The organism is Amycolatopsis sp. EV170708-02-1 (assembly GCF_022479115.1).
In the GTDB taxonomy this organism is placed as follows: domain Bacteria; phylum Actinomycetota; class Actinomycetes; order Mycobacteriales; family Pseudonocardiaceae; genus Amycolatopsis.
This window is the reverse complement of the sequence record NZ_CP092497.1, coordinates 4,247,416-4,268,332: the sequence shown is the minus strand read 5'-3', so window position 1 is coordinate 4,268,332 and position 20,917 is coordinate 4,247,416. Positions and strand designations below refer to the sequence as shown.

The following is a 20,917-nucleotide window of genomic DNA, read 5'->3' as shown; positions in this document are numbered from 1 at the left end:
TCTCCCTGCACCTCTGGGTTCCAGGTTCTCCGGAACTCCCCTACGCCCTCAACACGGGTGCGGTGTCGATTCGGTTCAACCGAATTTCGCTTCTTTCAAAGGCCTCATCCGAGCGAACGATCACGCTCGATGGCCGATTGCCCAAAAGTGCGCGCAATAATGGACTTCAGGGAACCCGCGGCCTTCGCTTTCATGCTAGTCGAGCTGAATCGACTTCCGACGCGCTGTGAGCGTGAGGGAAATATGCCTTGCCCTCTCAGGCCGACTTCCCCCGTGCCGGTGCATCACGACGTTCCTTCGGCGTGGGGTTGTGCGACACGACCCGCATCACCCTGCTGGGACCCCAGCCTCGCCTGTTGCCGGCTCCACAGAGCCGGCACACCCACACCAGGACGAACGCGGTCCCGATCACGCCCAAGACGGCGACGGTCACGAGGATCGGGCCCACTTCGTCCGGCGGAGTGATGTCGGCCGCACGCGCCGCGGGTGGACCGACCAGCACTGGCTGGCCGTTCGCCCCCTCTTCGGGCACCACCGCGGTCACCGCTGCCAGCGGATTGACCGTGCCCCAGCCGAGAGTCGGGTCGGGCAGTGCGGTGGCCGGATGATTCGCGGTCGTCTCGAGCCTGCGCTTCACCTGGGGTGCGGTCAGGCCGGGGTGGTAGGCGCGCACCAGCGCGGCGGTGCCGGTCACGAACGGCGCGGCGTAACTGGTCCCGCTTCCCTGCCACTGTCCGGGCCCACCGGGGCCGACGCTGGTCACGTCTACGCCAGGGGCGACCAGAGACACATGCGACCCGGTCGGGGAAAAGGGGGCCTGCTGCCCTGCCGAATCGACGGCACCGACGGCGATCACGGTGGGATACGACGCCGGATAGGTGGCCGGATCGCCGTCCTTCGCCCCGTTCCCGGCCGATGCGACGACAACGACGTCACGTTCGGCCGCGTAAGCCACGGCGGACGCGAGTTCCTTGTCCGGGACCGAAGTGCTGGCCGATACGTTGATGACCCGTGCGCCGGAGTCCACGGCCGTCCTGATCCCGCGTCCGATCGCGGCCGGGTTCAGCGCGCCGGGCGCCCCTTCCACGAGTGACGACGCGACCCGGACCGGCAGAATCGTCACGTCCGGTGCGACCCCGGCGAAACCGGTGTCCGATGCGGGAGAGGCGCCGATTATTCCGGCGAGGAAGGTGCCGTGCCCGACGCAGTCGTCATCCGCCGGCCGACCCGCGGCCGCGGTGACATCGAAGCCGGGAAGCACCTTGCCACCGGCAAGCTGCGGGGTCGACGCGTCGACGCCGGTGTCGACCACCCCGACCACGACACCGCCACCCTTGGTGAGCGGCCAGACTCGTTGCGGCGCGAGCTGTTGCTGAGCCCAGGGTATCGAGGCGTCCGCGCCGTTCGGTGGCGGCAAGCACGCTTGCTGTTGTGCGGGGAGCTGTGGGCCCTGGCTATTGGGAGGCGAGGGCACGACAGACTGGGCGTGCGCGGACGGCAACGGCGGGAACGTGAACGTTCCGACCGCGGCCAGGCAGACTAGGGCCGCGGTCCGGCGCGATTTCACGACGCCGCCAGTGTCGGTCGAAAGTCACTGCCAGGTTGTGCGTACCGCTCACTCCACTCGATCATCGACGTGGTGAGTCGCGCGACGGCGTCCGGGTCCTCCACGAGCCGGAGGCCACCCTTTTGCCGGGCGGCCAGAACCCTGTCCAGTTTGGCCAGGACGGCGAGGTCGCGGGCGTCGAGTTCGTCAGTGGTCGGTGACTCACCGGGCGCGAGTTCGCGGTAGAGCACAGCGACCTTGGGCGCGGCCGCGCCTTCTCCTCCGGTCGCATCGTCGTCGCGATCCTCCATGGTCCGCACCGCCAAGGCCTTGAACCTGGCCCCCGCCAGGAAAACCGCCTCGTTTATCGGGTGGTTCATCAGCAGTTCCGATGTCCGCCGTGCCGAAGATGGCCAGATGAGCACATCCAGGTCGGCACCCGGCAGGGTCACGTCGAGGTCCATGCTGGCGGTGAGGAAACCCGGCTCGGTGAGCAAAGTCCCCACCGCGCTGCGGTGTTCGAGGGATTCGTCCACTTTCCCTTGTCGCAGTACAGCGCGCCGGTGGATCGGGAGCCGCCGGATCCCGGAGACGACACACGGCACCTGGCCGTCGATGGGGCCGTCGCGTCCCGCCCGCACCGCTCCGTTCAAGCTCGCCATGTTCCCCTCGGAACGGCCGAGGAACAGGCACACGGCGACATAGTCGGCCTTGACGCCCAGTGTGTTCTCCTGCCGCATCGACGGCCACGTGGCCAATGCCGAATTCACCATCGCCAGTGCTTCGCCGAAGGCATCTCCGGCGGCGGTGGTGAACCGGGACTGTTCGGCGGGACTACTCGGACGATCCGATATCACCAGCGGTGACAGCGGCGCCGCTTCCGACGTGGACTCCTGCACACCGACAGGCGGCACAGACGGCTGCGTGTCCTGACCGGGCTCGCTCAGTGTCTCGGCGACACGCTGTTCCACAACCCTGTTTCCGGCCGGGGCCGGCTCCGCCTTGCCAAGGGGCTCGGACGTCGGGGGAACCACTGACTCGACATCACCGGACACGGCCTGCTCCGGCTGCTGCTCGATGTCGTCGAGCGGAACGTACGGCTCGGCGGAACGGCTCGGCGAACTGGACACTGTAGGCACCGGGGTGCTCGACATCGTCATGATCGCCGGTATCACCGGAATCGAGATCGCCGGAGACGATCTCATCTCCACCGGTGCGGCCACGGGCTGTTCGGCGGCCTCGATCTCACGCCGTTCGGCAACATCCACCTCGGGCGCGGTCCCATGGCCGGTCGCCGTCGCCGTGCCCCTGGGCTGACCGGCACCCGCCGGGATGACGGTTCGCGAGAAAACGGCCTTCGCTCGCTCGTCGAGCGATCCTGCCAGCCGGACACGGACGACCGCCCGTTGCACCGGACCGATCACGTCCAACAACCGTTCAGCTGCGACAAGGACGGGCAAACCCACCGTTTCGCCCCGAACCCCCAGGTGCATCGTCCAGCATGCGGGATCGAACGGAGCAGGTTCGGCCGGCTGCGGGGACTCCGACGACCGCAGCACCAGCCCGGAGGGTACGACATCGGCCAGCACCTCGGCTTCGCCGTCGGTGAACCGATAGCTGTGGCGCCCATCGCGCACCCACCCCGGAGGCGCCGGAGCGATGTCGAGCACTTCTTGGTCACCACCACCGGCGGGCTGACGCAGCACGGCGGGGAAAGGGCGGAACAGGTCCGTGCCTGCCTCGGTACCGAACATGACGTCACGAGAACGCAGCATCGCCAGTTCGACCTGCCAAAGATGCGAAGCGGTCTCAGCAGCCGCGGGGACCACCAGAAACGGCTTCGAGGGCAGCCGGTCGAGCACCGCGGCGACCGCGGCCGGTGACGGAGTGCCACCCACCACAAGCTTGGGGAACCGCTGGTCGACGGCGACACCGAAGGCGAAGCCGTCCTTCCCCGCTTCGGAAGACGAAACCAGCACTCCCGCCGGTATCGGCTGGACGACTGCTCCCGCCACCATCGCCGGCTCCGTGGGCATCGAGAATTCCCACGCAGGCGGGGGAAACCGCGTACCCGCGTGCCCTGCCGGCCCCTCCGCCCTGAACCGTTTCCACCCGGTGCCGCCCATTCCGTGACCCGCGTACATCGCCGCCCCCGCGACCGCGGCGAACTCGCCGTCCGGGATGCACACGTCCAAGGCGAGAACCCTGGCCATGGCGACCGCGGCGCCCGGTACGAGACCTGTCGCTCCCAGCCACACCGACCTCACCCCGGAAAGGACGTCGGGCAACGAACGCAGCAGCTCGCAAACCGTTGCCGAGAACTCCGGATGCCGCCGGGATTCGGCTGTGGCCAAGACGAACAACTGCTCCGGCGCGGACGGAGACCCGCTGAGAAAGCCATGGTCCTGACCGGTCTCGTCACGGCGGCGGATCAGCACATGCGGACCGCGTCGCTCGGCGACCAGCTCGGTGGGCGGCTTCCGCGCGATTCCCTGCCGCATCTTCCTCCCGCCTTTGCTCGTGTTCCTGATACGGCGACCCGGTCGCCGCCGCCCGTTCATACGCCGGGCTGGAAATCTTCCGCGGTCAGCAACGTGAGATCCGCTGACGCCGTGCTGGTGGCCATGGACAGCCTCGACGCCTGCCGATCGGTCATCCGCTCGAACACCCGGCGCGCGGTACGGCCGTTGCCGAAGGTTCCGTCCTTCGGGATCTCCTCGAAGTAGCGCAACAGCGCGCCCTCGGCGTCTTCGGCGAGACGGTAGTCGTGCCTGGCGCATTGTGTACGCACGATCGTCACCAGTTCTTCGGCCGTGTAGTTGGCGAACTCGATGGTGCGGCTGAACCGGGATTCCATCCCCGGGTTGGAGGAGAGGAACTGCGACATCTCGGCGGAGTAGCCCGCCGCGATCACGACGACGTCGTCCCGATGGTCTTCCATCAGTTTCACCAGCGTGTCGATCGCCTCCCGGCCGAAGTCGGGACCGGTGCCACCGCCGCCCGCGCTCAGCGTGTAGGCCTCGTCGATGAACAGGACGCCGCCGAGCGCGGTCGTGAACGCCTCAGTGGTCTTGATCGCGGTGCCACCGATGATCTGGGCGACCAGATCGGCGCGAGCGACCTCGACCAGGTGTCCCTTTCGCAGCACACCGAGCTGCGCGAGAATCTGTCCGTAGATCCGGGCGACCGTGGTCTTCCCCGTCCCAGGAGCACCGGCGAACACCAGGTGACGCGCCATCGGCGGGGCGGACAAGCCCGCGTCCATCCGGCGTTTGGCCACCTTGTTCAGGTTGATCAGGGAAGTCACTTCACTCTTCACGCCGGCGAGCCCGACAAGTCTGTTGAGGTCGTCAAGCGGATCGGCGGCGGATACCGCCCGCGCCCGCTCGACCGTCCCGGCGGGTGCCGGCGCACCGATATTCGCGGTCGCGGCGGTCCCATACGCGTCGCGCACCAGATTGCCGTCACTGATCAGGTCGATGACCTCGATCGTCGTACCGGGCCGGGTCTGCCGCACGCCGCTGCCGTGATTGTTCCGGACCGTGCAGCCCGACACTCGGACGGATTCCTCGGTGTCCAGATGGATTCCGTCCGCGGCCCCTCCCGAGAACTCGGAGTCGGTGACCGTGCCCGAGGCACCCTCGGCGAACAGCAGTCCCATGCCCGCGCTGCCGTGCACGCGACCGCGTTGCAAGGACAAATCGGCACCCGCGCCCGCGAACACCCCGACACCACAAGCACTGATCTCGGTGTCAGCCAGCGCCAAAGCCGCCCCGGTGACGGTGATCCCGGCGTCCGGGGTGCCGCGGACACTCAGCCCGCTGACCGAAGGCCTGGCCTCGCCGGACACCGCCAGCCCCACGGTGCCTCCGCCGTCGATCTCGATGTTCTCCAGTCGTCCGCGCGCTCCGCCGGACACTTCTATCGCGGCACCATCACACCCGCGGACCTGCAGTTTGCGGAAGAACGGGTCGGAACCGTGGTCGATCAGTACGCCGAACTCGGTACACCCACTCACGGTGGTCCGGTCGAACTCGGTGACGCTGCGCTCGGTCACGGCGATCCCGACCCCGTCCACATCGGACACTTCACATCCGGTCACCGTCCCGCCCGCGCGGCCGGCGAAGTGCATCCCACGGCCATGAGTCTCGCGAACCCGGCTACCCCGCAGGTCCGGCGCGCAGCCATCCGCGACGAAGATCCCCTCGGCACCCGCACGCTCCACCGAGCAGTCCTCCAGGCGTACCTCGCGCGAACTGGCCAGATAGAACCCGATCGTCTTCGTGCCCGAGACAGTCAGCCGGGTGGCTAAGAGCCCGGACTCCTGCTCGACCGCCACCCCCGGTTTGGCGGCCCCCTCCACGACGACGTCCTCCGCGGTGAGGCGGCCGTTGCCGTTGAGACAGATCCCGTTGCCGCCGGTGGCGCGAATGGCGCAGGAACGTATCCGCAGCATGCCGTTCTCGGCGACCACGACACCGGAAGTGCCGAGCTCCTCGATCCGGCACGAGTCGAGTACCCCGCCATCGGGCGCCGTCACCACGACGCCCGCGCCCACGGCGTTGCGAACCTGGCAGTCACGCATCAGCAGGGTGCCCTCATCACGGGCGAACACCACCGTCCAACTCGAGGACTCGAGCGAACATTCGGTGATACCGAGCTGCCCCCGGCCGACGAAAACGGCCGGGCTGTCCGAGTCCGTCGCCACTACCGTGAGGCCTGCGAGCGCCGCCGACTCCGTGTTCATCACGACGGTGACTCCGCTGGTGGCACGGACCTCCACGGTGCCGGGACCTTCCTCGGCAGTGATCGTGACGGCCCTGCTGAGTACCAGGTTCTCCGTATACCGTCCCGGGCCCACGACCACCACAGCGCCCTCAGGCGCGGTGGCCAGTGCCTCGCCGATCGTGCGATGCCCCCGGCCGGGTGTCTGGTTGACCATTACGGCGTTCTGATTCACCTGCCCGGCCCCTCGGTGATCATCGGCAAGCCCCCGCCCATCACGCACCGACCTGTTCGAGGCTGCTGCCCAGACCGGAGGTGGCCAGACCATGCCGGGTCCGGCAACCTGCCTTGACGTACAACCTCGTCAGGTACCTCGCCACGGACTTCTCACTCGTCCGCAGCTCGAGAGCTATCTGCCGGTTGGTCTTCCCCATCCTGATCAAGGCGATGATCCGCAGGTCGTTTTCGGTCAGGTGGTCCTGGCGTACGCGGGTCGACGGGACGGCGCCGCCGCACTCCTCGAGTGCCCGCTTGGTCCTGGCGATCAGCCTCGACGCGCCGACACCCAACGCGACGTCGTAGGCCTCACGCAGCCACGAGTGCGGCCGATCCGACGTGCTTCCCATGACCTGGCAGGCGAGCGCCAGTTCGAACCTGTTCCCGCGCAGCCGGACGGTCCGTTCGGAGTCATGCGGGGACGCACCCGGGACCCCTATGAGGCTGCGTACGTACGACACGGTTTCGAACGACTCCGCGGTGTTCAGCCGGTCGTGCCGAACCTCGACCTCGGCCAGCAGGCGCCGGCTCCAGTACGACTGCCCGGCCTCCATCGCGATCCCGGCCAGCCGGCGTAGCAGACGAGAGGAACCCGGCGCCGCCCCTTCGCGCCCCTCGCGCCGGTACGCCTCCCAACCTTGCTCGATCGCACCGGTCAAGTCGCCATCGTGGTACCGGAGCCCGGACGCCGCCCAGCCCCGCAGGACCGGGAACGCGTCCTCGGGCACTGAGGCGAGCCACTCCGACGCCTGGCGGTCTTCTCCTCGCCAACCACACATCTCGGCGGCCAGCAAGGAAGCCCGATGCCGGCTCTCCGGATCGGCGTTCACCAGGCGCAGTTCCCGTGCGGCGCTGAGCGCGGCCGACCACTCACCTTGGGCATATCCATGGCAAACCCGGTGATAAGCTGCCACCGGGCCGTCATCCGGGACCTGATAGTCCGGACCGAGAACCGCCTCGAAGACCGGTACCAGGTTTCGCACCGCGAAAGCCATCTCGACAGTCACATCCCCCTGCCGGTGACGCCGCCGGCCCATCGCCGACGAGGAGCTGCCCTTGCCCAGCCATACTGGGGCGAAGGCGGAGGAGATGTCGCACCAGTCGATCGCTTCCTCACCGAACCAGCGGTCGCAGAACCCGATCGGGTCCGGCACGCCTTCGGAGCACGTCAGCGCTGTCCGAACCGGTTCGGACAGCGGCCGGCCGCAATGGATCGCGGCCAGGGCAGCGGCCGTGGCCAACTCGGCCCGCGCGTCGCTGCTCAGGGCCGAACCAGAGCGCTCATCCGCGACAACCTCCGCGACGAACTCGGCCAACCGCGCGTAACCGGCGCACCGGACGAGCAAGCGAACCAGTTGCGAACACAGGCTCGTCCGGGCGACGCCCGCTTCAGAGTGCCACCACGCCGCGTACAGATATACGGCGCGCTGAGACGGATCCAGCGCCGTGCATACCGTGTCGCTCAGCAGTTCGGCGAGTTCAGGCCGGGGAGCCATCGACGAACCGGCCTCGGCGACGTGGCTTGCCAGTGCGGCGGTGAAACGCGTGCTCAGGTCGCCGGCGTCCAGCAGCTGCTCGGCGATGGACCGGTGGAAGCGCTGGATCTCATCCTTGCCCAGCTGCCGGGTCACCGCATTGCCCAGCGCACGAGAACGGCACCTCAGAAACCCGGCTCGGTCGTTGTCGAGGACACCGGCACGCACCAGCCGGTCGGCCACCTGCCCACACTCTGCCGTCGAATGCCCGGTGGCGGCGGCCAGCAACGGCAGCTCATCGACTCTGAACCCGTCGGCGCCGCAGGAGAGGGCGGCCAAAGCCCGGGCGAGCTCGCCGAGCGCGGCGACTTCAGCGAGCTGGGGGTGATCGTCGGCAAGCGCGATGGGCTCGTTCGATTCACGCAGGCAGAGATGTGCGTGCACGCGCACCAGCCGTCCCCTGGCCCGCAGGTCGGCCATTGTGGACACCAATGTGCCCGGATTTCCGTACAGAGGGCCGAGATCCCCCTCAGCGCCGCTCGTAGGGTCTCGTCGACGGGAGCCCGCGCGATCAGGCGGAGAACCGAGTCGAGGTCGTCGGCAGGTAGCGGTCCGAGGTCCACCGTCCGGTCCGCCACCTCCTCCAGCTCGGTCGGCTCCCCTTGGGGTTCACCAGTGCGGGAAGCGACTATGAGATGACCCGCGCGGTGCACCGCCGACAACGTCGGCAGAGGCTGGGGCAGCCGGTCAACGTCATCGATCATGAGAGCGAGGGGCCCGTTCGCCCGCAGTCTGGAGAAAAGCCCGTGCAGAGCGTGAAGAAGGCTGAACCTTGACCAAGCCGATATGTAGGCCGTCGGAACACACAAACGACTGACCGCGGAAATCGCGTCGGCCAGTCTGGGATCGGGGTCGAAGCTCTCGAATTTCTCGCGGACCGCACCGAGGATCGCCTGGACACCGAACTGGTCCCATTCCGGGTGCCCGATCGAGCAGGCGACCTCCAGCACCAGCACCCCGCTCGCCGTCAACTCGGCGGAGGCCTGCTTCAGCAGGGCCGACTTGCCGCTGCCGGTGGCGCCACGCACCATCTTCAGGGCCGGTACTCCCCTGTCACACCTCAGGGCGTCGAGTTCCTCCCCTCGGCCCACGAATTCAGTACGCTGCCGCGCCATCCCGGTCCCTTTCCAGCATCGAGTCCCCGCCGGCCCATGCCCCGGCGGAATCAGCGGCCGACCGTGCCTGGGTACGAGGGAGCCACTGAGCAATGCGGCAGTGACGGGAACCCGCCGGCACCGATCGACCGTACGACGACCTGTGTGGCTTCTATTTCGCCACCGAGAGCAGAGTGACAGCAAGGTAGTTTCGTGCAACGCCATGCGCAAAAAAGGGCAGTGAGCTCGCTATAATTCCACGAAAGCCCTGGTCAGACCCCAGGGCGACCATAAGGTCAACGTCAGGCAACAATAGCCAGTCGAATACGGGACCGCGTCATCGAGGACACATAATTGGTCCCGAATGTACCCTCATGCCATTCCACGGACAATTCCGTTCTCGGCAAGGCGGACCATGCCGACATGCGACCTCTTCTCGACGTCGTCATGGCAACGAACAGGCCCCTGATCCTGATCACCGGGCCGTCCGGAATCGGCCGGACGACCTTCCTCGCCCGCCTGGGCGAAGAACTGGCCAATCACGACTGGCAGGTCTCGGCCCTGCGACTCACGCCGAGTCACGACATCCTACCCGTGAAGATCACCCTGAGTCCTGAATCGCGCACGGACGGTGCCTCTGCTCCAGTGGTTCAACTGCCACCACCAGCCCGGATCGGGATGCCATGGACTTGGATCGGCCCGGTAGTCGGAGCTCGCGACAATCCGGACGTCGCGGGCGGCGCGGCGGCGGCGGCCGCGGCACCGTTTCTGCGCGACGGCCGGAGCACGGCCCTCCTGGTAGACGATGCCCAGTGGATCGATCCCGACTCGGCCGCCGTCCTCGAAGCGCTGGTCAGAAGACTCGCCGGCACCTCTGTCAGGTGTATCTGTACCGTCCGAACCCCGATATCCGGTGAGGACGCAGCCGGACACCTCGCGAGAGTCCGACAGCTTCGGCGTGACGGACTGCTCCACTCCGTACGGCTACCTCCTCTGTCCACCACGGAGATCACCCGGGTGGCGACCGCCGCCACCCAGGGCACCCCTGATCCCGAGATGGTCTCGGAATTGCGCCGGATCAGCCGGGGTATCCCTAGAGCGCTGAACGACGCGATCGAGACACTTCGGCGCGGTGGGGCGATCACGGTGATCGACCGGCGGGCGTACCTTGTGGGAGAAGCCGAACAGGCTTGCCCGTCCCCGCAAAGCCGGTACGTGCGGGAGATCCGGGATCTTGGTCCCGAAGTCTGGCGCGCCGCGAAGGCTGTCGCGGTTCTCGCTCCGCTCGGCGAGGCGGTACCTCGGCTGGTCGCCGTGGCACTGGACAAGACCGAGCCCGAAGCACTGGGTCTGCTCAAGGAGCTTCGCGGGGCGGGCGTCCTGCACAATGGCAGAGCAGCCCGATCATGGCGGTTCACCATCCCCGCGGTCGCGTCAGCGCTCAGAGCGTGTCTTGGCCCCTTCGAACGTCGTCAGATCGCGGCGAGCGCGGTCACCGCCATCTGGACGGGGCAGGCGACCAGCGCGGATCCGGGGTATCTCGCCGACCGCGTCGCCGACGCACGACACCTTGTCGAACCCCAGCGGGCCTTGGGCGACCTGCTGCATCACGCGGTGTCAGTCGGCGAAGACCGGACCGCGCAGGCGGCGCGGTGGCTTGGCGCTGCCGTGGACCTCGCGGCGGACCAGGCGCAACGGGCGATGGTGTCCTTGACCCATACGTCGCTGTGTCACCTCCTCGGCGACCACGAACGAAGCCTCCGCGGCGCGCAGACGCTACTGAACGACCTGGCGGACCACTTGTCACCGGACGCCGTCCAGGAAGTCCAGATCATGGCGGTCTGTGCGCTGAGCGGGCTCGGCGACACCGAAGCACTCCAGGAAGTGATCGAACAGCGACGCAATTGGGCTGGGGACAACGCGCACCACATCGTGACCAGGGCGCTCGCCTGCGGCATGCTCGATCGTTGGGCCGAGGCGGACACGATCCTCACTCAAGACTCGCGACGCTGGCGCTCGGGCTGTGAAACCTCAGTCATGGTCGGCGGCCTGCTGTCCACTTTGGCCAGGCTGTGGACGGGCGAGATCGAGCAGTTCGACCACAGCCTCGACGACCGGACACGATGGCCCCTGCGCCAGCAGAGACGGCACCGGACCGACCAGGTGAATTCCCATCTGACCGCCCTGCTGGTGATCGGCGATCTGCGCCGCGCCGAACAGCTCATCACCGACGAGGAGCTCGCGGTGGAGAGTCTCCGCCTCCGTGATCGGGCGATGATCGCCGCGATGCGGGGGCAGTTCGGCCAGGCTGTCGAGCTTTGCCGGCTCGGGACGGTGCGCCCCGTGAGCCGCGGTCCCGACCCGAATTCCGCCGGTATGCACCAGCTCGTCGCCTCGGCGCTCGTGGCCCAGGGGAAGCTGGCGACAGCGCGGGAGCTGCTCGCGGCGGCGAGAAGCGAAGCCCCGCTGCTCGGTCATCTCCTGGTGACCGCCGACGCCCTGCTCGACCGCGCGCTCGGCGAGACCGCGAGCGCGGCGTCACGCCTCCGGGACTCCCTCGATTCGTCCGCCGCGGACGGCCTGCTCGCCGGAACCGAGACCGCTTGGGCCGAACTCGCGGACCTCGCCCTGCGTGCGGGCGACGAGCCGCTGGCGACACGATGCCTTTCAGCGCTTGAGCAACTGGCGGGAAAGATGCCGACCAGTCGCACTCTGGCGTACGCGAAGCTCGTAGGCGCGACTGTCACGAAGAACAGGACCATGGCCGCCGAGTGCCTTGATCAGGTACGCGATCGCGGTCAGCCGTTCGAACTGGCCGTGGTGATCGAACGGCTGACCACTCACGCGGTCTGCGACCCGAAACTCCTGAACGAGGCCTACGACATCCTCGGCGGGCTTGACGCCTTGCTGTACCGGGCATGGATGCGCAACCTGATGCGCGTACACAATGTCAGGATCCCTGGCCGCCAGGAGGCCGTCACGGAGAACGGACGACTGCTGGCGATGCTCGCGGCCGACGGTCTGAGCAACAAACAGCTCGCCATGGCGTTCCGGACCACCGAGAAGAGCGTCGAAGGACGGCTGAGCCGGCTCTTCACCCGGACCGGATATCGATCCCGGATAGAACTGTCCACCGCGATGCTCAACGGGGAATATCACGCGGGGTGATCACCCTTGTCGCATCCGTAGGCATTGACGGGGCGATTCGTCACCTTCCGCGACGAACCCAGGACAGGCACATCAAGACTCCATGAAGAGCCGCTGCCGATACTCGAAGGAGGAGCAGTTAGAGGAGGTTCTCATGAGACGTGTACGGCTGGCCGTCCGCGGGCCCGATCACCTGACGGTCATCGGCCTCAAGACGTTCCTCGCGACCCAGCAGGACTGCACCCTGCTCTTCGAGGGCGACGAGCACGAAGCCGAAGTCGTCATCATCGCTCTCGACAGGTTCTCCTCGAGCAGTGTCGGTTTACTGCGCCAGACCGCCGCAGAACTCGCCAAGCCGATCCTGCTGATCGTCGAGGAGGTCAAGGATGTGGACCTGATCGTCGCCGTGGAATGCCAGGTGACGGCGATTCTGCCGCGGGCCGCCTCCGCGGACGATCGTCTGATGCAGTGCATCCGGTCAACGGCTGACGGCGGCGCCCACATCCCGCCGGACCTTCTCGGCCAGTTGTTCAAACAGACGGAACTCGTACGCCAGGAACTCATCGCCGGTGGGCTGAACCGAGGCGGCCTGGAAGTACGTGAGATCGCCGTGCTCCGGTTGATGGCGGACGGGCTGGACACCGCCGAGATCGCCACGGAGCTGAAGTACTCGGAACGAACCGTGAAGAACATTCTCTACGCCGTCACGAATCGCTTCCAGCTTCGCAACCGGCCACAGGCTGTGGCGTACGCCATGCGCGCCGGAGTGATTTGATCTTCTTTCACCAGGCCGGCGAGGCGTTGAGTCACGACGGCCGCCTTCGTGACCGTGAGGTGGCAAGGCGGCCGTCTCACGCTGCCCTTGGATTGCCATAGCCCCCGCTCAGAGCCTCCCGTCTGAGCACTCCCCCAGGAGCAAGGCAGAGGTTCGATGACGGACGATGAGCACAACAGCGTGCCACCCGCTCCGTGTCCCGGGACACCGGACGACTGGCGAGCCTATCTGGCCGAGTACCGCGACTGGATTCTCAGCTTCGCGGACGACAGTAATCTGGCGCAGCTGCGGAACGACGGACGCGCAGGGTACGAGCCTGCCGACGTGCAGTTGATCGAAGAGACCGAGGAGCGCCTCGGGGTTCCCCTGCCGCCAAGTCTGCGGGCCTTTCTGCTTACCAGCAATGGCTGGGGTCGCGTCGCGGGGTGGATCGAGTCCCTGCACTCCTGCGCCGGCATCGAATGGTTCACCGACGTGCACGACGGGTGGGTCGACGAGGACGACGAAAGCGACGACGTTTTCAAGTACGGCCTGATCGTTGCCGAAGGTGAAGATCTCTTTCTGCTGGACACCAGCGATGTCCTGGACAACGGCGAGTACCGGGCCTACCTCCTCGCCGTCAAGTACGGCACCCTCTCCGAACCCTGCGACAGCTTCAGCGAGCTCCTCACCCTCGGCAGGAAAGAGCTCAAGGAGACGTTCGGCTGACCGAGTCAGGCTATTGAGGGGTAAGTCAAACGTGGCGTGTTCTCGGGTGGGTCGGCGGTGGGATGAAGGCTCCCTTCGCCGCGTCTAATGCCGTGAAGGGAGCCTTCATCCCTGGTCAAGCGCGGGTCGAGACCGGACATTGTGACACCAATCGGGCACGCAATCGACGCGATGCGTCTTTTGTGGACACTCCACATCGGGTTGAACTCGCATGTCGGTCCACAACCCTGCTGTCCAGAGTGGTCAGCTCATCGCCAAGTCGGTGAAGACGGCCTGCGCGACAGGGTTCGATCACGCCACGTTTGCCTTGCCTCTCAATAGAACACTTGAGTCCGCCGCAAGTGGAACGGGTAAGGCTCAGGTCCCTCGAGTGCGGAACGGCCGTGCAACGTCCGGTGATCGTCAGTAATCAAAATGTCATTCAGCCGCCAGGTGAGCGAGATGGTAACCGGGGCGGCGAAAAGTGCGGCCTTCAACTCCGAGGCGAGAGCATCGGAAGCCCGCTTGGACATTCCGACGCCGGAATACCACAGGGCTCCAAGCTCGCCGCGGTCAAACGGCTCAGCGTACCGCAGCACAGGCGTCCTGCCGTTTCGATGGAGCGCCACAAGAGGTTGGGAAATCACGGAGACACACCCTGGAACTCGATACTCGAGGGTGATCCCACCCCATCGCCGCCGCTGCTCCGCCGTCGCCCTGCCGAGCACTCGGCTGGAGTCGCACAAAAAGGTTTCACCGCCGCCGCCCGGCTCCTGGGCCCCGTAACACTGGATCACCGAGAAGGTCGGCGAGCGCCCTGTCAGGATCTCGTCACAGTGCAGGGGAACACGCTCACGGCCGAACAGGTGGCTCATCGGCCAATCGCGCGCGACGAACTCCCTCGGCGACGAAAAGGCCGTACCGAGATCCCGCCAACACTGCTCCATCTCGACCTTACCCATAGGTTCGAAACCTCGAAGCAGAACGAACGGATGGCGATCAAGCAAGCCACGCAAGAATATTCCGGACACCTCCGCCAGTTCGTGATCATTTCCTTCCGCAAGCACGACAACCCCGAATGGATGCAGTTTCATAACACGCTTGATGGCTGTCGGCATGACGACTCCTCACCCGCTGCGAAATTTCGCAGATGCCAAGAATAAACAAGAGGAGACTCCACGCGAAATTTCGGTCAGACCAGACCAAGCCGTACAGTACCGGCAAGCACGACGCCTTCCGAGATCGAGCCGCGAACCGTTACTTGCCGTTCACAGACTCGACATCGACTGACCCGCTATAACCGTGGGTATCCTCGGGACACATGTTGCCTGGCGACCAGCCTTCAAAGTTACCGCCTATCCCCGCAGGTGAATAACCGCCTGGCGGACTCAACCGCAGCGTGGGGCCGAAAAGGCAATCCCCCATTCCTGTTCGGCTCCAAGACGCAAAACGCGGCACCGCCGAACACGAGGTGGAGGAGGATCACAACCCGCTTACCGGACAGGTCAGGCACCGCAGTCGCCAACGTATTCGGTCGCTTCGGCGAATCGGCGGGCCTACGCGGGGCCGAAGTGATGCAGCGCGAAGATCGCGCGGAGATGGTGGGTGCCGTCATGAACACACTTGGTCCCACGACCACACGCCGGAAGTTCCTGCGCCGCAGCCTGGATGTCGCGCTGCTTCTCGCCGCCGCTGGCGCGCTGCCCGCTTGCGGCAAGTCCGACGAGTCACCCGCAGGCGCGAAGGTCGGCGGAACGATCACGATGATGAACTATCCGGACTGGATCGGAAAGGACGAGATCGCCAGCTTCCGAGCCGCGTTCCCCGGCGCGGATGTCAAACAGGTCTCGGGGCTGACCTCCGGCGCCGCACAGGCCATCACCCAGATCCGGCAGAATCTCAAGTCGTACGACCTGACCCTTGCCGGAGGTGCCGCCGCGGGACAGATCCAGGCCGCGGGCTTGGCTGCGAAGTTCGACGCGTCCCAGGTGCCCCTGCTCTCCGGCATTCCCGAGTTCTACCGGCGCTCGTTCCCCTACGGCGTACCGGTCGACATCGGCAAGGTCGGCTTCGGTTATCGCAAGGACCTCATCGACGAGCGCCCCGAATCCTGGGCCGACTTGTGGCAGTTGGCGGCGGCGCACCCCCGCAAAGTCACCGTGCTGAAGTACGCCGAGGACGTGGTCTCCATGGCGCTCCTGCGCACCGGGCAGTCCGCCAACGCGGACGACGAGAAGTCCCTGGCGGGCGCGGTCGACGCGCTCCTGGAGCTCAAACGCAACGTCCGTGCTTTTCTGCCGACTGACTTCTCCAAGGACCTGATCACCGGCGACGCCGTGGCCGCCGTCAGTTACGACTACGACATCGCGTCGGCGCAGGACAAGAATCCCGCCATCGTGTGGGTGGCCCCAGCGAAGGTATGCCGGGATACGTCGACGGCTGGGTCCCTCTGGCGGGCAGCACGAATCTCCCCACCGTGTACGCGTTCATGAACCACCATCTCACACCGCAGGTGTACGCGGACTTCATCAACACCACCGGCTCGGCCTACCTGCTTCCATCGGCCGAGCCGTTCATCAAGGATTCGATCAAGAACAACACGAGCCTCCGTCTCGACGTCGGCAAGGCGTCGTCGGTACAGTTCGCGGTCTACAACGGACCGGACGGCGCACGCAGGCGCGCGGACGCGTTCCAGCGTGTGATCGGCGTATGACACGGGGCAGCCGGCGTCCGGGCCGGCTGCTGCTGGTCGTACCGTCGGCGGCCTTCACGTCGCTGTTCTTCGTAGCGCCGCTTGCCCTGCTCCTTGTGCTCTCCTTCGGAAAGGTGGATCTGGCGGACTACCGGACCTACGTCGGCTGGAACCCTTCGAACTATGCCCGGGCACTCGATCCTCTGTATCTCCAATCCATCCTCCGTTCCTTGGCGATGTCGGCCACGAGCACGCTCGCCTGCCTGGTCATCGGGTTCCCGGTGGCACTGACACTCAGTCGGGCAAGTGGGCACCGGCAACGCGTTCTGCTCGCCGCCGTCATCATCCCCTTGTGGACCGGATTCATAGTCCGCACCTACGCCGTGGCGGGGGTCCTCGCCGACCACGGCCCGCTGTCACAAGCGCTCGGGCTGCTCGGACTGACGCCCGATGGGCTGAGCCTGCTCCACACCCCGGCCGCGGTGGTGATCGGCATGGTCTATGCCTATTTGCCGCTCATGGTGCTGCCACTGTTCGTCGCGTTGGAACGGATAGAACCGGCTCAACTACTGGCGGCCTCCGATCTCGGCGCGGGCCCGTGGTCCCGGCTCCGTCGAGTCGAAATACCTTTGGCGGCACCGGGGATTCTCGCGGGTTCCTTGCTCGTGAGCATTCCCATGCTGGGCGAGTACGTCGTTCCAACGGTACTCGGTGGCGGAAAGACCTTGATGTACGGCAACGTGATCGCTTACCAGTTCCAAGAAGCAGGCGACTACCCGCTCGGCTCGGCCTTGACTGTCATGATGACGACGTTGGTGACAGTGAGCCTCCTGGTCGTACGCAGGGTCAGCGTCCGTTCCGGAGGCGCCGCATGACAGGACGCCGTGGCCCGAGGATCGCGTCGGTACTGACCGGCTTCGTTCTCACCGCCCTCTACGCTCCGATCGCACTCGTCGTGGTGAATTCGTTCAACGCGGACGAGCGGCTCGCTTCCTGGGGTGGAGTGACGTTTCGGTGGTGGGTCGAGGCCATGAACGACACCAGAATACTCGAGGATCTCTGGCTGAGTCTCATCGTGGCGTCAGCGACGACGATTCTTTCGGTCTCGCTGGCGTTGGCGGACGCGCTGTGGTGGCGGCGAGCGTCCTCGCGGGCACGACGCCTTTTGGACGGCGTCGTCTTCGCCCGTATCGTGCTTCCGGAAGTGGTTCTCGCATTGGGTCTCTTCCTTGGCGCGGAGCAATTCGGCGTACCGCTGGGCATCGCCGCGATCGTGATCGGGCAAGCCGTGTTCTGCTCGGCGTACGCCACCGTCCTGATCCAAGCGCGACTGTCCACAATGGGCACCGAGCTGGAGGACGCCGCAGCCGATCTCGGCGCCCCGCCTGGAAGGATTCTGCGCGGGGTAACCCTGCCGGTGCTGGCACCCAGTGTCCTGGCCGCGGGGCTGATGGTACTGACGTTCTCCTTGGACGACGTCGTCGTCGCGCAATTCCTCGGGGGCACCGAAGCCGAAACCCTCCCGGTGCTACTGCTGGGCAAGATCAGGCTCACCGTTTCACCTGAGATCAATGCGATCGGCACGGCTCTGATGCTGGTGACCGCTCTTCCGGTCATCTTCTTGCTGAGCAAAGGCCGGTTGACCGTGCCAGGACGTCGTGGCCGGCCACCGGAAGGCCCGGCCGATGCCTCCTGATCCGCCGATCTCGTCCGCGGTCGGTATCCGTGGCCTCACCCGCCGGTTCGGGCCGGTGACCGCGGTCGACGATGTCGATCTCGACGTGTCCCGTGGCGAGTATTTCTCCTTGCTGGGCCCTAGTGGATGCGGGAAGACGAGCATCCTCCGGATGATCGCCGGGCTGCTGACGGAAACAAGCGGTACGGTGTGGCTGGGCGGAACCGATATGACCGGTCTTCCTGCGCACCGGCGCCCGGTCACCACCGTCTTCCAGGACTACGCTCTCTTTCCGCATCTGGACGTCGCCGGGAACGTCGCGTTCGGCCTACGACAGCGGGGAATCCGGGGCCGGCCGGCTCGGGCCCAGGTAGACGCCATGCTCGAACAAGTAGGACTTTCGGGGCGCGCCGGCGCGCGTCCACAGGAACTCAGCGGCGGTCAGCGCCAGCGAGTCGCTCTCGCTCGTTCCCTGGTCCTGCGCCCCGAAGTGCTGCTGCTGGACGAACCGCTTGGTGCTCTCGACCTGTCCCTTCGCAAGCAGATGCAGGTTCTGCTGCGAAGGCTGCAGCGCGAGACGGCGACGACGTTCGTCCAGGTGACACACGACCAGGCGGAAGCCTTCATGCTGTCCGATCGCGTGGCGATCCTGTCCGAGGGCCGGCTCCAGCAGGTGGCGACGCCCAGCGAAGTCTATCGGCGCCCGGCCAACGGATTCGTGGCTTCGTTCGTCGGCGAGGTCAACCGGTTCGCCGGCACGGTGTGCGGGGTACGCGACGGCGGGCGATGTTACGACGTGCTATTGCCCACCGGGCGGATGGTGATGGTGCCCGGAGCGCCAGGCCTCCTGCGTGGTAGTCCGGTCGCGATCCTGGTGCGTCCGGAAGACTTGACGCTGGACCAGCCCAGGACGGACTCCGTGACCATGGACGCGACCGTGACCGATCTGGTTTTTCAAGGCCCCGTCACGGAAATCTGCGCCCGGCTGGGGGAAGGTTCCGAGTTCACGGTGTCCATCGCGGCGCGAGCCGCGGACGACCTCGCCATCGGCTCCATCACGCCGGTGACGTGGCGCCCCGCGGAGAGCTGGCTGTTGCCCGCACAGACCGCGTGATCATGCGCCACCGAACCGCACCTTGAGTTCATCGGACTTGCCCAGGACCCAATAGGTGGCCGATCGCACCGGATACAGCCACTTCGGCCACGCTGTCGCCATGCTGTTGTAGCGCCGCGACCACACTTGGTTGTACTCGATCCCGGGACGCTCACGTGCCTCCCAGCGAGCCAAAGCCGCCTGGACATCGTCCGAGTCCGTCACCTCGTCGGCCAATGCCAGCGCCGCGCTCATGGCGGACACCGCGCCCTGCCCCAAGTTCGATGCCATCGCGAACGCGGCGTCACCGAGGAGCGCCGTCCTTCCCACCGACCACCGGGAGCAGCGGACCTCCTTCAAGTTATGCCACAACACCTTCTCCGGTGCGCGCTCGATGACATCGCGGGCCTCGGGGAACACGGAGATCCAGTGATCATGGTCGAGCGGGTCGGTCCGCGCGCGCTTGTCGTCCCGGCGGCAGGACAGGAAGACCGCCATGGCATCGCCCAACGGAAGAATTCCCACCCGTCTGCTGTCCCGCAGCCATTCGGGCTGATCCGAGATCCATTCGCCGGACCGGCGCGGAAGCACGTATCGGAGGCTGGACGCGTTGAGATCCAAACAGGTCACGTCAAGCCCGTTTCCGTCCAGCGAACGCCGCACCACGGAGTCGACACCGTCGGCACCGACGACGAGGTCACCCTCCAGCACCTCCGGATCTCTGCCACCGAACACCAACGCGTCCCCCGTCGCGCCAGTCACCGGCGAACTCGTCCGGATCTCGACTCCCGCAGCGCGGGCGCTGTTCGCCAGCGATCGGTGCAACGACCGGCGATGACAGCAGTACATGTCACGCCTCACTCGCTGAGACTGCACGGTCCATCCCCGTTCGTCATACATGGACCAGTACCCGACGCGCGCCGCGTCGGCGATGGCGTCATCGAGGGCGCCGACCCGAGTGAGAACCTCGATACCCGTGGGACCCAAAGTGATGCCCGCCCCGATTTCCCTCAACCTCGCCGACCGCTCATGGACGATGACCCGCCAGCCGCGCCGTCCGAGCGCCGTGGCCAGGGTCAGCCCGGCAACCCCGGCACCGGCTACCTGTGCGATTCGCTGCATTTTGCCACCACCCGGCGATCCCGATACCAATTAATTGTGAAGTACTGTTGGAGACAGTGGTTCAGCAAGGAACTTGCACTCGTAAATCCACAACTACCCGGCGCGGAGAAACGATGCTCACGACCTATCTCGCCATCACCGCGTTCACCGCCCTCGGCGCGACGGCCGATGCCTACGGTTTCGTATGGGCCGGCCGCATATGGAGTAACGGCGGCCCGCGCTGGGACGCCGTGGCCATGTCCGTCGTGACCAATACCGCCGGACTGGCCTGCTACCTCCTTACCCTGCGCTACCTGACGAAACTCGGAGAGATAGGCGTCAGCCTGCAGGCAGCGAGCTGGTACCTGGTGACCACTGTCGGGGTGATGCTCGCCAGCGGCGTCGCATTCGAGTGGTCCTGGCTGGACCACCTCCTCGCGGTGACCAGTATCGGTTCGCTTGCCCTGCTGATCGTCCGTCACAATTGATCCCACCAACGTCGATGCCTGCCGAAGAAGGACACAAAAGGGCAGGACCGGCCGCATAAACGTGCAGATCTTGGCAAGACCTT

General features: G+C 66.3%; 15 protein-coding genes and 2 pseudogenes. 10 read left to right on the top strand and 7 right to left on the bottom strand.

The window, feature by feature from the left end; all coding sequences use genetic code 11:
• Positions 1–256: 256 nt before the first annotated feature.
• The 5 genes and pseudogenes from mycP to MJQ72_RS45115 form a co-directional block, all read right to left on the bottom strand.
• The gene (gene mycP, locus MJQ72_RS19900) at positions 257–1,417 is read right to left on the bottom strand and encodes a type VII secretion-associated serine protease mycosin (RefSeq protein WP_240600867.1); all 1,161 of its coding nucleotides are present in this window, start codon (positions 1,415–1,417) and stop codon (positions 257–259) included.
• A gap of 146 nt (positions 1,418–1,563) precedes the next feature.
• Entirely contained in the window at positions 1,564–4,047 is a 2,484-nt protein-coding gene (locus MJQ72_RS19895; protein ID WP_240600866.1) for a hypothetical protein, read from the bottom strand.
• Positions 4,048–4,103: 56 nt separating this feature from the next.
• Positions 4,104–6,506 (bottom strand): right-handed parallel beta-helix repeat-containing protein, encoded by a 2,403-nt coding sequence (locus tag MJQ72_RS19890; protein WP_240600865.1) that lies wholly within the window; start codon positions 6,504–6,506, stop codon positions 4,104–4,106.
• Positions 6,507–6,546: 40 nt separating this feature from the next.
• Positions 6,547–8,502 (bottom strand): helix-turn-helix transcriptional regulator, encoded by a 1,956-nt coding sequence (locus MJQ72_RS19885; RefSeq protein WP_240600864.1) that lies wholly within the window; start codon positions 8,500–8,502, stop codon positions 6,547–6,549.
• Between the two features lie 266 nt (positions 8,503–8,768).
• A pseudogene (locus MJQ72_RS45115) lies at positions 8,769–9,197 on the bottom strand (ATP-binding protein); the annotation flags it as partial.
• A 402-nt stretch (positions 9,198–9,599) separates the two neighbouring features.
• Here MJQ72_RS45115 and MJQ72_RS45110 point away from each other — a divergent pair.
• From MJQ72_RS45110 to MJQ72_RS19870, 4 genes and pseudogenes are all read left to right on the top strand, one after another.
• Positions 9,600–10,031, top strand: a pseudogene (locus MJQ72_RS45110) (ATP-binding protein); the annotation flags it as partial.
• Positions 10,032–10,193: 162 nt separating this feature from the next.
• Positions 10,194–12,344 (top strand): hypothetical protein, encoded by a 2,151-nt coding sequence (locus MJQ72_RS19880; RefSeq protein WP_240600863.1) that lies wholly within the window; start codon positions 10,194–10,196, stop codon positions 12,342–12,344.
• An 82-nt stretch (positions 12,345–12,426) separates the two neighbouring features.
• Positions 12,427–13,098 carry a response regulator transcription factor gene (locus tag MJQ72_RS19875; RefSeq protein ID WP_240600862.1) on the top strand — a complete coding sequence of 224 codons (672 nt, stop codon included), beginning with the start codon at positions 12,427–12,429 and terminating at the stop codon, positions 13,096–13,098.
• A gap of 156 nt (positions 13,099–13,254) precedes the next feature.
• On the top strand, positions 13,255–13,806 hold the full coding sequence (locus MJQ72_RS19870; protein WP_240600861.1) for an SMI1/KNR4 family protein: 552 nt from the start codon (positions 13,255–13,257) through the stop codon (positions 13,804–13,806).
• A gap of 314 nt (positions 13,807–14,120) precedes the next feature.
• Here MJQ72_RS19870 and MJQ72_RS19865 read toward each other — a convergent pair whose 3' ends face one another.
• On the bottom strand, positions 14,121–14,903 hold the full coding sequence (locus MJQ72_RS19865) for a TauD/TfdA family dioxygenase (protein WP_240600860.1): 783 nt from the start codon (positions 14,901–14,903) through the stop codon (positions 14,121–14,123).
• A 456-nt stretch (positions 14,904–15,359) separates the two neighbouring features.
• On the opposite strand from MJQ72_RS19865, the gene MJQ72_RS19860 reads away from it, so the two are divergent.
• Genes MJQ72_RS19860 through MJQ72_RS19840 form a run of 5 tightly spaced genes read left to right on the top strand, consistent with a single transcriptional unit; the run spans position 15,360 to position 19,266 of the window.
• Positions 15,360–16,277, top strand: coding sequence for a PotD/PotF family extracellular solute-binding protein (locus MJQ72_RS19860; protein WP_240601371.1), 918 nt, complete (start codon positions 15,360–15,362; stop codon positions 16,275–16,277).
• A complete protein-coding gene (locus tag MJQ72_RS19855; protein WP_240600859.1) occupies positions 16,274–16,498 on the top strand; it encodes a hypothetical protein in 225 nt (74 codons plus the stop codon). Before MJQ72_RS19860 ends, MJQ72_RS19855 begins: the two co-directional genes overlap by 4 nt.
• Positions 16,495–17,352, top strand: coding sequence for an ABC transporter permease (locus tag MJQ72_RS19850; protein ID WP_240600858.1), 858 nt, complete (start codon positions 16,495–16,497; stop codon positions 17,350–17,352). The genes MJQ72_RS19855 and MJQ72_RS19850 overlap by 4 nt, the downstream gene beginning before the upstream one ends.
• Entirely contained in the window at positions 17,349–18,173 is an 825-nt protein-coding gene (locus MJQ72_RS19845; protein WP_240600857.1) for an ABC transporter permease, read from the top strand. Before MJQ72_RS19850 ends, MJQ72_RS19845 begins: the two co-directional genes overlap by 4 nt.
• Positions 18,163–19,266 carry an ABC transporter ATP-binding protein gene (locus tag MJQ72_RS19840; RefSeq protein ID WP_240600856.1) on the top strand — a complete coding sequence of 368 codons (1,104 nt, stop codon included), beginning with the start codon at positions 18,163–18,165 and terminating at the stop codon, positions 19,264–19,266. The genes MJQ72_RS19845 and MJQ72_RS19840 overlap by 11 nt, the downstream gene beginning before the upstream one ends.
• Here MJQ72_RS19840 and MJQ72_RS19835 read toward each other — a convergent pair whose 3' ends face one another.
• Positions 19,267–20,367 carry an NAD(P)/FAD-dependent oxidoreductase gene (locus tag MJQ72_RS19835; RefSeq protein WP_240600855.1) on the bottom strand — a complete coding sequence of 367 codons (1,101 nt, stop codon included), beginning with the start codon at positions 20,365–20,367 and terminating at the stop codon, positions 19,267–19,269.
• Between the two features lie 113 nt (positions 20,368–20,480).
• Between MJQ72_RS19835 and MJQ72_RS19830 the strand changes: the two genes are divergently transcribed.
• Positions 20,481–20,834: a hypothetical protein gene (locus MJQ72_RS19830; protein WP_240600854.1), complete on the top strand. Its 354-nt coding sequence runs from the start codon at positions 20,481–20,483 to the stop codon at positions 20,832–20,834.
• Positions 20,835–20,917 lie beyond the last annotated feature (83 nt).

What these genes read in the sequence shown, in the direction of transcription:
- MJQ72_RS19895 (WP_240600866.1), bottom strand. Translation starts at nt 4,047, where the DNA reads ATGCGGCAGGGAATCGCGCGGAAGCCGCCCACCGAGCTGGTCGCCGAG.
- MJQ72_RS19885 (WP_240600864.1), bottom strand. Translation starts at nt 8,502, where the DNA reads ATGGCCGACCTGCGGGCCAGGGGACGGCTGGTGCGCGTGCACGCACAT.
- MJQ72_RS19875 (WP_240600862.1), top strand. Translation starts at nt 12,427, where the DNA reads ATGAAGAGCCGCTGCCGATACTCGAAGGAGGAGCAGTTAGAGGAGGTT.
- MJQ72_RS19870 (WP_240600861.1), top strand. Translation starts at nt 13,255, where the DNA reads ATGACGGACGATGAGCACAACAGCGTGCCACCCGCTCCGTGTCCCGGG.
- MJQ72_RS19865 (WP_240600860.1), bottom strand. Translation starts at nt 14,903, where the DNA reads ATGCCGACAGCCATCAAGCGTGTTATGAAACTGCATCCATTCGGGGTT.
- MJQ72_RS19860 (WP_240601371.1), top strand. Translation starts at nt 15,360, where the DNA reads ATGCAGCGCGAAGATCGCGCGGAGATGGTGGGTGCCGTCATGAACACA.
- MJQ72_RS19855 (WP_240600859.1), top strand. Translation starts at nt 16,274, where the DNA reads ATGAACCACCATCTCACACCGCAGGTGTACGCGGACTTCATCAACACC.
- MJQ72_RS19850 (WP_240600858.1), top strand. Translation starts at nt 16,495, where the DNA reads ATGACACGGGGCAGCCGGCGTCCGGGCCGGCTGCTGCTGGTCGTACCG.
- MJQ72_RS19845 (WP_240600857.1), top strand. Translation starts at nt 17,349, where the DNA reads ATGACAGGACGCCGTGGCCCGAGGATCGCGTCGGTACTGACCGGCTTC.
- MJQ72_RS19840 (WP_240600856.1), top strand. Translation starts at nt 18,163, where the DNA reads ATGCCTCCTGATCCGCCGATCTCGTCCGCGGTCGGTATCCGTGGCCTC.
- MJQ72_RS19835 (WP_240600855.1), bottom strand. Translation starts at nt 20,367, where the DNA reads ATGCAGCGAATCGCACAGGTAGCCGGTGCCGGGGTTGCCGGGCTGACC.
- MJQ72_RS19830 (WP_240600854.1), top strand. Translation starts at nt 20,481, where the DNA reads ATGCTCACGACCTATCTCGCCATCACCGCGTTCACCGCCCTCGGCGCG.